Here is a 9,481-nt window from a genome sequence, read left to right as displayed (position 1 = left end):
AGGCACAGGGTGCGGGGGCAGCGCTGTTCGAAGACAATGCCACCGAGGAAGTGGCGAAGATTGCCGAATGGGCGCAGCGCACGCAGGACGGTTCACTCAGTGACCTCGGTACCGCGCCGCGCTCCGACATCTGGGATGAGGTGGCCGCCGAGCCGGATTTGTGCGGGCGGCTCAAGTGCTCATTCTACAACCAGTGCTTCCTGTTCAAGGCGCGCAAGGAAGCGGCCAACGCCGACATCGTGGTGGTGAACCACCACCTGCTGTTGTCCGATGTGGCGGTGCGCCGTCAGGTGCAGAACTGGGACGATGCCGCGGTGCTGCCGGCCTACAAGCGGCTTGTCATCGACGAGGGGCATCATCTCGAAGAAGCCGCCGCGTCACACCTCGGCAGCTCCATTACGCGTCGGGCGCTCGCGCGCATGTTCAACCGGCTCGAACGCCGCGGCAAGGGATTGCTCCCCGCGCTCGCCACGCGTCTCGCCGCCTCGAAGGACCTGCTCAGCGTGGCGAGTCTCGATCTCGTGAAGGAGCGGCTCTTCTCGAGTACCCTCACCGCGCGCGATCGGGTGCAGCTGCTGTTCGAACTGCTCGCGAGCGTGCTGGAGATGCAGGGCACGCCCATCATGCGCCTCACGGGCGAGTTTCAACAGCACGACCTCTGGCGCAACGGTATCGAGGGCACGCTCAAGGAACTGCTCACCGAAATCGACGCGCTGGGCACCGGACTCAAGGTGGTGCGCGATCGCCTCGAGAGCGACAGCAAGAAGGCCGAGGAGCTGGCCCCGCTGCTCAACGAAGTGCGCTCGGTGATGCGGCGATTGCAGAGTGCCGGCGACGCGCTCATGAAGGGGCTGATGCCGCCGGCGGATGGGCCCGAGGTGGTGCGCTGGATGGAATTCCAGGGGAAGCCTACGCCGAACGAGCGCAACGTGGCGGTGCACTGCGTGCCGCTCGATCTCGCGCCGGTGCTGCGCGAGGATCTCTTCGAGCGCGTGGATACGGCGGTGGTCACGAGTGCAACGCTCGCCACGCACGGTGGCTTCGATTTTCTCGAGCAGCGGTTGGGGATCGCCGAAGCGCGGCGCAGCAAGCGCACGGCCATGTTCCCGTCGCCGTTCGATTATCCGCGACAGGCGCTGATGGTGGTGCCCAACGATTTGCCCGCACCCAACGAAAATCCACGCGAGCACTTTGCGGCCACCTGCCGGCATCTGCGCGATCTCATGACGGCGAGCGACGGCGGCATCTTCGCGCTGTACACGAGTCATCGTGATGTGCGCGAGACCGCCGAGTGGCTGCGCGGGGCGGGGAAGGGTGGGGGCTGGCCGTTGCTCGTGCATGGCGAGGAGCCGCGCGACGTGTTGCTGCAGCGCTTCCGAGAGAGCGGCCGCGCGGTGCTGCTGGGCACCGCCACCTTCTGGGAAGGGGTGGACGTCCCGGGCGATGCGCTGCGCGCGTTGCTCATCGCCAAGTTGCCGTTCCGTGTACCCACCGAACCCATGGTCGCGGCGCAGTGCGAAGCCATCGAGGCGCGCGGCGGCAACAGCTTCGGCGAGTTCATGCTGCCGCACGCGTCGCTCCGCCTCAAGCAGGGCTTCGGTCGGCTCATTCGCACCGGCACCGACGCGGGCGTCGTGGTGCTTAGCGATCCCCGCCTGCTCACCAAGCGCTACGGCCGCGAACTCCTCGACGCGCTGCCGCCGGCGAAGCGGGTCGTTGGCGCATGGGGAGACGTGCGGGGGGAGGTGGGGCGGTTCTACCGGGGGAGAACGACAAAAGCGTAAGGAGTAAAGCGTTACCTCCCCGGGGGAACAGCAACGGCGTATAGAGTTAAGCGTTGCCTCCCCGGGAACTGCAACGGCGTAAAGAGTTAAGAGTTGCCTCCAAACAACACGGCGCAATCGGCGACGCCGTATGGCGCAGTGCCGTAAGGTGGCAACACATTACTCGTTACGCCGTTGCTGTTGCCGTCCCCCCCGCTCCCACGACCCACCAGCTCCCCCATGATGCTCCCCTCCAAGATCGTCTGCGTCGGCCGCAACTACGCCCTGCACGCCAAGGAAATGGGCAACGATGTGCCCAAGGAACCGTTGCTGTTTCTCAAGCCCTCGTCGTCCATCATCCGGGAAGGTGAGGCCGTCGTGCTGCATCCGGTCTCCACCCACATCGAGTACGAGGGCGAGATCGCGGTGATCATCGGCTCGCGGCTCTGCAAGGCGGCGAGCGAGGCGGAGGCGGTGAAGGCCATTGGCGGCATCGTAGCGCTCAACGACGTCACCGCGCGCGACCTGCAGAAGAACGACGGGCAGTGGGCACGGGCAAAGGGACTCGATACGTTCTGCCCCATCGGCAACCCGGCCGCCCCGCCGGCGGACCTCGATAGCATCGAACTGGTGACGCGTCTCAACGGGCAGGAGGTGCAGCGCGCCAAGGGCGGCGACATGGTCTTCAAGATCCCGTTCCTGCTGCACTTCATCTCGCAGTATCTCACGCTCGAACCCGGCGACATCGTGGCCACTGGTACGCCGCACGGCGTGGGGCGCCTGTCTCCCGGCGACGTCGTCGAAGTGGAACTGGTTGGGCTCAGCCGGGTGTCTAATCCGGTGGCTGCCGCCAACTGACCCGGCGCCCCCCTCAGGCCTCGAAATCCGAGTATCTTTCTCGTATGTCCCATTCCGCCCCGCCGACGCCGCCAGGCGAAGGCCGTCCGTCCGGCCCGTCAGGGCAGGAGGGCGGGGGGCTGACGGCTGAGCGTCGCCGTCCGGCGCGAGGCCAGCTGGGCCAGAGGCTTTCGGGGCTACCCACCGGGGAGAAGCGCTCTCCGCGCGCTCTGGCGATCGCGGTGGGGCTGCATGTGCTCGTGGGGGGCGTGCTCATCCAGGCGCTCACCTTCGGGCACGGTATCCCCGACTGGCTGGATTTCGGCGACAGCAAGAACGCCACCGAAGAGCGGCTCACCTACGTGACGCCTGCCGCGCCCAAGGCGCCCGAGCGGACTACGGTCGCGCAGCGCCCCCGCGAGCAGGTCGACGTTCCCTCGGCGCCGCAGCAGATGGCATCCCCGGCTGCCGGGCCCATCACCGCGACTCCCTCGGCGCCGCCAGCGCCCCGGGACACGGGGAGCGGCGGCGCGGCCAACGGCATCGGGGCGCTCGACCCCAACGTCCGTGGCGTGCGCCCGGGCTACACTGATGAGCGAGTGTGGCGTGGACCCGTGGGCGGTGGCGGTGGGGCCGGCGGTACCGGCATCGCGCTCGGTGATCGGGCCGACAAGCTCGACAGCATCATGGCGGGTATGCTCACCGCCGCACGCGATTCCCTCGACTCACTCAACCGGGCGTACGGTCGCGGTCAGTACGGCCGGCAGGGTGGTGACTGGACCAAGACCGATAAGAACGGCAACAAGTGGGGCTGGGATCAGCAGGGCATTCGCTTGGGTAAGGTCATGATCCCCAACGCGCTGCTCGCGCTGCTGCCGCTCAACGCCGCGACGGCGGCGCAGATGTCGGGCAACCCCACCGCTGCGGCCAATGCCGCTCGCCTTGGCGCCGGCCGGGCCGACATCATGCGCATGAGCGAACGCGGCATGGGCGAAGCCGAGTTCAAGCGCATCGTGAAGGAGATGGATAAGCGCCGCGACGCCGAGCGGCGTGAGCGGCTGCGGGCACCGAGTGCCACCCTCGCGGCGCCGCTGCGGGCGGAGCCGAAGGTCGACAAGCAGTAGCGTCGGGCCTTCGGTCCCCCGGCGTTACGCCGACTGACGCAGGTAGGCCACCGCTTCCGCGATTCGCGCCACCGAGCGCTCGCGACCCACGTACAGCAGTACGTCGAAAATGCCCGGGCTCACCGTGAGCCCGGTAAGCGCAACGCGCAGCGGCTGGAAGATTTTCCCACCGGAGATGCCGCGCTCCTCGGCCAGTGTGCGGAGCGCCTCCTCCATGGCGGCCGGCTCCCAGTCGGCGAGGCTCGCGAGCCGCTCGCGTGTGGCTTCGAGAATGTCCGAAGTCGCCGCCGCGTCACGCCACTGCTTGCTCACCGCTTCGGGGTCGTACTCCACCGATTCCACGAAGAACGGCCGCGCCTGCTCCACGATTTCGTCGGTGAGACGCGCCCGGATGCGCAGCAGTTCGAGCACGCCGCAGAACCACGCGTGACGCGCTTGCAAATCGGCCACGGTGCCGAGACCGGCGCGCTCGATGAGCGGCGCCACGATGGCCGCGAGCTCGGCGATGGGGATCTGCGCGAGATGCTGCCCGTTCATCCACTCGAGCTTCTTCGTGTCGAACACGGCGGCCTTCGCGTGCAGGCCATGCACACTGAAGCGCTCGATGAGCTGCGGTACGGTCATCACTTCCGTGTCGTCGCCCGGTGACCAGCCCAGCAGCGCGAGGAAGTTGAGCATCGCCTGCGGGAGCAATCCCTGGTGCTGATAATCACCCACCGCCGTGGCGCCGTGTCGCTTCGACAGCTTCTTGCCGTCGGTGCCGTGAATCATGGGCACGTGCCCGAACTGCGGCACATCGGCGCCGAGCGCGCGATACAGCAGGATCTGCTTGGGCGTGTTGGAGATATGGTCGTCGCCACGCATCACGAGCGTGATGCCCATGGCGATGTCGTCCGACACCACGGCCATGTTGTACACCGGCGTGCCGTCGGAGCGCAGGATGATGAAATCCTCGACGTCCTTGTTGGGGAACGCGATGCGGCCGTGTACGAGGTCTGGCCATTCCGTCGTGCCCTCCGGTACGCGGAAGCGAATGGCGTACGGCTCGTTGGCGGCCAGCTTCTGCGCGAGTGCCTCCTCGCTCAGCTCCGCGAGGCTGCGATCGAACTTGAACGCATCACCGCGCGCCTCGGCCTCGCCGCGCAAACGCTCGAGCTCCGCCTGCGGCGTGAAGTCGCGATAGGCCGCACCGGTCTCGAGGAGCCGGTGGGCATCGGCGTAGTGACGCGCGACATTCGCCCCCTGGTATACGACCTCTTCGTCCCACGTGAGCCCCAGCCACTCCATGCCCTCGAAGATGGCGCGGGTACTTTCGTCGGTGCTGCGCTGACGGTCGGTGTCTTCGATGCGAAGCAGGAAGTCGCCGTCGTACTTCTTGGCGTAGAGCCAGTTGAAGAGCGCCGTGCGCGCTCCGCCCACATGCAGGAAGCCGGTGGGCGAAGGAGCGAAGCGCACGCGCGGGCGCTTGGCGGAAGACGCAGCCGTCATGGAAACCACAGACCGAAAAGGGTCGGAATTCGACGAAAAGTCGGGGCAAAAAAAGCGCGGGTCCGCCGAGAAGCCGGCGGACCCGCGGCACGGAGAGAGCGGGATTCGAACCCGCGATAGAGGTTGACCCCCTATGCCGGTTTAGCAAACCGGTGCCTTCAGCCTCTCGGCCATCTCTCCTGACCTGCAGGAATACGATCAACCTGTTGCATGACAACGAGTTGGGTATTCTGTCCCGCCTTGGCTCCGGGGAACCACGACGGAGCGGAAATGTAGTCGGGAGCGCGTGCGGGAAGCAATGGCAAACGTCGACAAATACCGGTCGTTTCCCTAGAACTCCACGCGCCAGAGTTTCCCGTTGGCACCACCAATCCATACCTGCCGACCGTGCGCCGACACGCCGGTGGTGACGTCCGTGGTGATGGTCTGCCACGTGCGCCCCTCGTCGAGTGTGTAGAACGCCCCGCCGAAGCCTACGGCGACGGCCACGCCGGGGCCGACGTTGGGCACCCACGTTACTCCGGCGAGTGCACCGGGGCGCGGTGGACGTGAGCGCATATCCCACGTGCGGCCGCCATCGGTGGTGATCCCCACGACCGCCTGCGCCGAGTCGGTGCGCAGGCGGTTCATGTCGCCGGCCACGACGATGCCGCGTTGGGGCGTGGCGAACGACATTCCCGAAAGTCCCGTCGAGATGCCACGGGCGAAGGGCGTGTTCTCGGCGGTCCATGTCTTGCCGGCGTCACGGCTGCGGAACAGGCGGGAGCCCGGCGTACCGGTGGCGACGAACACCGTGTTGGCATCGGCGTGCACGACGCAGAGACCGCTCGCCGCGAACGCCCCCTCGCCGGGAAGCGGCTCTGGTACCGCGGCCGGCGTCAGCAATCGCCACGTCTCACCGGCGTCGTCGGTGCGTAGCAGATTGGTGCGACGTTGCGACGCATCGCCGTAGGCGACGCCGGTGCGACTACTGCCGAAGGAGAGACAGTCGTAGAACGCTGCACTGTCGCTGTTGATGAATTGCAGCTTCCACGTGGCGCCGCCATTCGTCGTGCGGTAGATGCGCGACTTGGGGCCTTCGCCGGCCGAGAGAATCCACGCCGTGTCGGCATTCACCGCGTGCACGTCACGAAACTCGAGCGAGTCGCCGACCGGCGTTTCGAGCCGCTCCCACGTATGTCCGCCGTCTCGTGAGCGCAGCACGTGCCCCTTGTGTCCCGACGCCCAGATGACGAAAGGGTCGACCGCATGCACCGCCTGAATGAGTGCAGTGGCGGGGCTTTCCAACGGGACGATGCGTGGGGTGGTCCGGCCGGCGGCGACGGGCGATCCCGTCTGCGCACCGGCCGAAACGCCAATCGCCGCCGTGAGAACGGCGGCGACGGCAACGGAGACTCGCGATGTGGTGCGCACTGGTGTGGACATAGCGGGGAGAGTGGGATTCGAACCCACGGTACCCTTGCGGGTACGCCGGTTTTCAAGACCGGAGCCTTAAACCACTCGACCATCTCCCCCAGCCGGGGCTCGCCCCGGACTCTACGAAAGAAGATAGCGAAGCGTCGCGTCGGTGGCAGCGCCTGCCGGGTGGGACGCCCCGCGCAGCTGGCGCCACCGACACGCGCTCAGCGACCCGGCAAGGCCGGTAGCGCGTCGACGAACTTGATGATCTGCTCGCGCTGCGCGGCCGTGGGAATGCGGCCGATGCCACCCCCGATGTTGTCGATCATGTTCTTCGCCTGACTCGTCGCCGGAGTGACCGCCGTGATGGCCGGGTGCGAGAGACAGAACTTGAGAAAGAACTGCGCGTACGTGGTGGCGTCGAATTCGCGGGCCCATTCCGGCAGGGGCGTGTTGGCGGCGCGTCGGAAGAGACTCGTACGACCGAAGGGCGCGTACGCGAGCACGGCGATCTTCCGCTCCTGTGCGAGGGGGAGAATGGTCTCCTCCACGTCGCGGTTGTCAGCGGCATAGTCCACCCCGACGAAGTCGAGCGGCTCGTTGCGCATCACGTCGATGAGCGACGCGTACTGATTGGGGAAGGTGGTCGTGATGCCCACGTACCGCACCTTGCCCGCCTGCTTGAATTCGCGCGCGATCTTCAGCTGCGTTGGCGGGTCTCCCATGTTGTGCACCTGCAGCAGATCGATCCTGGGCTGCGCAAAGCGCGCGAGACTCGTCTCGATCTGGGCCCGGGCGGCCGCCGGGTCGGCAGTCGAACCGCCTCGCCCGGCCACGTTCACCTTGGTGGCCCAGAAGAGCTTGCCGGCCACGCCCAGCTCGTTGACGATCTTCCCCGCCACCTCTTCGGAGGCGCCGTATCCCGGCGCGGTATCAAACACGCGGGCACCGCGCTCGACCATGGCCTGAAAGACAGCGCGGAGGGCGGCCACGTCTTCCGAGCGGGCGACACTGGCGAAGGTGGCCGAGCTGCCGAGGCCGATCACCGGGATCTTCTCCCCCGTGCTCGGGATGGCGCGCTGAATGAGTGGGCCCTGCGCCATGGCATCGAGCAGGCGCGGCGTCAACGAAAGGGTTGCTCCCGCGCCGGCGGCGGTGGCGAAAAAGTCGCGTCGGTTCATCATGGCCCCAAATCTACGCGCCCGGGTATCATTCAGCAGATGCTCCATGGCTGGGGCCATCACCGGCCTCCGACACACCAGCTTTCCCGGACTCTTCATTATGCGCACCAACAATCCCGTGCTGTCGAAGTTTGCCGACACGGCACGCAATACGTTCGGCCTCGTGTCGCCGGGCGCCATGACCGTCGCCGGCACCGCCGGCAAGGCCATGTTGCTGCTCGCGGTGGTCATCTTCTCCGCGGCTATCACCTGGCAGCAGGTGGCGGGGGGCCGCACCGATCTCGTCATGCCAGCCATGCTGGTCGGTGGGCTCGGCGGCTTTGTCTTCGCCCTCGCCACCAGCTTCCGGCCGCAGTGGGCCCCCATCACGGCGCCCATCTATGCCTCGCTCGAGGGCCTCTTCCTCGGCGCAATCTCGGCGCTGTACAACGCCCGCTTTGCCGGACTGCCGCAGCAGGCCGTGCTGCTCACCTTCGGGGTCGCTGCCGGTGTGCTCGTGCTCTATCGCCTGCGCGTGCTGCGGGCAACGCCGACGTTTCAGCGGATGCTGTTCGGCGCGATGATGGGGATCGGCCTCTTCTACCTCGGCTCGTTCCTGCTCTCGCTCTTCGGCGTGCAGATCGGCTACTTCACGAGCAACAGCATGCTGGCCATCGGCATCAACGTCGTCATCGCCGGTGTGGCGGCGCTCAACCTCGTGCTCGACTTCGATCGCATTGAAGAGGGCAGCCGGATGGGCGCGCCCAAGGCCATGGAATGGTTCGCCGCCTTCGGCCTGATGGTCACGCTCATCTGGCTGTACCTCGAGCTGCTGCGGTTGCTGTCGCGCCTGCAGGGGAGACGCGACTGATCGTCGTCTGCAGGCCCGGCAGGTCCGATCGCCCGCTCACCGCTGTGCCGGTGAGCGGGCGAATTCGTTCCGGGCCCGAAGCTATCGATGCACTGCGCAGGCGTATTCGCTCCCCGGGGGCGGGTGTGGCCCCCTGCTCGGCGCATGAGCCGCGATGGCGGCACGTGTCATGGCCACGAAGCGGACGGCACTGTCGCGGTCGATGCCGTACAGCACGAACCGTCGCGAGGCGGAGACGATGCGCACGAGTGCGAGTTCGCCGTCCAGGTCGAGGTCGATGCGCCGCAGATGCGAGGCGGGGAGCCAGTCGGCACGGGCCTTGACCTGATCGACGCCCACGTTGTTCAGTGTCAGGATCAGCGCGCCGTCGGTCGTGAGCACCCACACCGGGCACCCGTCATGGGAGAGGCGGCCGCGTGTGAAGGCAAGCATCCGTGCGCCCTTCGGGATCCACACCTCAATGGCGTCGCGCTCGGCCTCGGTGAGTCGCGCCCGTTGGTGCTGCACCGCGCGGTCGGCCGAGATGAGACGCATACGGCCGCGCCAGGGCTCTGGCGCGTCGTCGTTCGCGCGAACCATCGGAACTGTACCCGGATTCCCATCGATCATCGACAATCCCTCGGAAGGGTGCCGCGGGAATCGCCAACAAAAAAGCGCGAGACCGCACGGCACAGATGTGCGGTGGTCTCGCGCAATGCGGAAGGTTCTCCGCACGCGGCCGACCGGAGCAGGGCAGCACACATGGCGCTACCTATCTCGTGATGACGGTCGGCCGCTCCCGTTTTCGTAGCGGGCGGCTACTCCCCAACCAGGGTCGTGAGCGCGTTCGCGCTCACACGA

Annotated in this window: 8 protein-coding genes and 2 tRNA genes; 4 read left to right on the top strand and 6 right to left on the bottom strand. The window is 67.1% G+C overall.

Annotation, left to right across the window (positions count from 1 at the left end):
• The 3 genes from ACIQ6O_RS08600 to ACIQ6O_RS08590 form a co-directional block, all read left to right on the top strand.
• On the top strand, positions 1-1,784 hold a 1,784-nt coding region (locus ACIQ6O_RS08600; RefSeq protein ID WP_396207367.1), incomplete at its 5' end, for an ATP-dependent DNA helicase.
• A gap of 219 nt (positions 1,785-2,003) precedes the next feature.
• Entirely contained in the window at positions 2,004-2,621 is a 618-nt protein-coding gene (locus ACIQ6O_RS08595) for a fumarylacetoacetate hydrolase family protein (protein WP_396207366.1), read from the top strand.
• Between the two features lie 44 nt (positions 2,622-2,665).
• Positions 2,666-3,724, top strand: a complete 1,059-nt coding sequence (locus ACIQ6O_RS08590; RefSeq protein ID WP_396207365.1) for a hypothetical protein — start codon at positions 2,666-2,668, stop codon at positions 3,722-3,724.
• A gap of 24 nt (positions 3,725-3,748) precedes the next feature.
• Here ACIQ6O_RS08590 and gltX read toward each other — a convergent pair whose 3' ends face one another.
• The 5 genes from gltX to ACIQ6O_RS08565 all read right to left on the bottom strand — a co-directional run bounded on the left by gltX (position 3,749) and on the right by ACIQ6O_RS08565 (position 7,794).
• On the bottom strand, positions 3,749-5,212 hold the full coding sequence (gltX, locus tag ACIQ6O_RS08585; RefSeq protein ID WP_396207364.1) for a glutamate--tRNA ligase: 1,464 nt from the start codon (positions 5,210-5,212) through the stop codon (positions 3,749-3,751).
• 90 nt (positions 5,213-5,302) lie between these two features.
• Positions 5,303-5,392: transfer RNA gene (locus tag ACIQ6O_RS08580), tRNA-Ser, on the bottom strand.
• A 150-nt stretch (positions 5,393-5,542) separates the two neighbouring features.
• Positions 5,543-6,637, bottom strand: coding sequence for a WD40/YVTN/BNR-like repeat-containing protein (locus ACIQ6O_RS08575; protein ID WP_396207363.1), 1,095 nt, complete (start codon positions 6,635-6,637; stop codon positions 5,543-5,545).
• 2 nt (positions 6,638-6,639) lie between these two features.
• Positions 6,640-6,726: transfer RNA gene (locus tag ACIQ6O_RS08570), tRNA-Ser, on the bottom strand.
• A gap of 108 nt (positions 6,727-6,834) precedes the next feature.
• A complete protein-coding gene (locus ACIQ6O_RS08565) occupies positions 6,835-7,794 on the bottom strand; it encodes an aldo/keto reductase (protein WP_396207362.1) in 960 nt (319 codons plus the stop codon).
• 97 nt (positions 7,795-7,891) lie between these two features.
• Here ACIQ6O_RS08565 and ACIQ6O_RS08560 point away from each other — a divergent pair, with 97 nt between their 5' ends.
• Positions 7,892-8,641 carry a Bax inhibitor-1/YccA family protein gene (locus tag ACIQ6O_RS08560; protein ID WP_396207368.1) on the top strand — a complete coding sequence of 250 codons (750 nt, stop codon included), beginning with the start codon at positions 7,892-7,894 and terminating at the stop codon, positions 8,639-8,641.
• Between the two features lie 81 nt (positions 8,642-8,722).
• Here ACIQ6O_RS08560 and ACIQ6O_RS08555 read toward each other — a convergent pair whose 3' ends face one another.
• Complete coding sequence (locus ACIQ6O_RS08555; RefSeq protein ID WP_396207361.1) at positions 8,723-9,175, bottom strand: hypothetical protein; 453 nt, start codon at positions 9,173-9,175, stop codon at positions 8,723-8,725.
• Positions 9,176-9,481 lie beyond the last annotated feature (306 nt).

Source organism: Gemmatimonas sp. (assembly GCF_044345575.1).
Lineage (GTDB): Bacteria > Gemmatimonadota > Gemmatimonadetes > Gemmatimonadales > Gemmatimonadaceae > Gemmatimonas.
This window is presented reverse-complemented; position numbering and strand designations above follow the sequence as displayed.

Excerpts from the sequence above, each read along its gene's own strand:
- ACIQ6O_RS08595 (WP_396207366.1), top strand. The coding sequence starts at position 2,004 with ATGATGCTCCCCTCCAAGATCGTCTGCGTCGGCCGCAACTACGCCCTG.
- ACIQ6O_RS08590 (WP_396207365.1), top strand. The coding sequence starts at position 2,666 with ATGTCCCATTCCGCCCCGCCGACGCCGCCAGGCGAAGGCCGTCCGTCC.
- gltX (WP_396207364.1), bottom strand. The coding sequence starts at position 5,212 with ATGACGGCTGCGTCTTCCGCCAAGCGCCCGCGCGTGCGCTTCGCTCCT.
- ACIQ6O_RS08575 (WP_396207363.1), bottom strand. The coding sequence starts at position 6,637 with ATGTCCACACCAGTGCGCACCACATCGCGAGTCTCCGTTGCCGTCGCC.
- ACIQ6O_RS08565 (WP_396207362.1), bottom strand. The coding sequence starts at position 7,794 with ATGATGAACCGACGCGACTTTTTCGCCACCGCCGCCGGCGCGGGAGCA.
- ACIQ6O_RS08560 (WP_396207368.1), top strand. The coding sequence starts at position 7,892 with ATGCGCACCAACAATCCCGTGCTGTCGAAGTTTGCCGACACGGCACGC.
- ACIQ6O_RS08555 (WP_396207361.1), bottom strand. The coding sequence starts at position 9,175 with ATGCGTCTCATCTCGGCCGACCGCGCGGTGCAGCACCAACGGGCGCGA.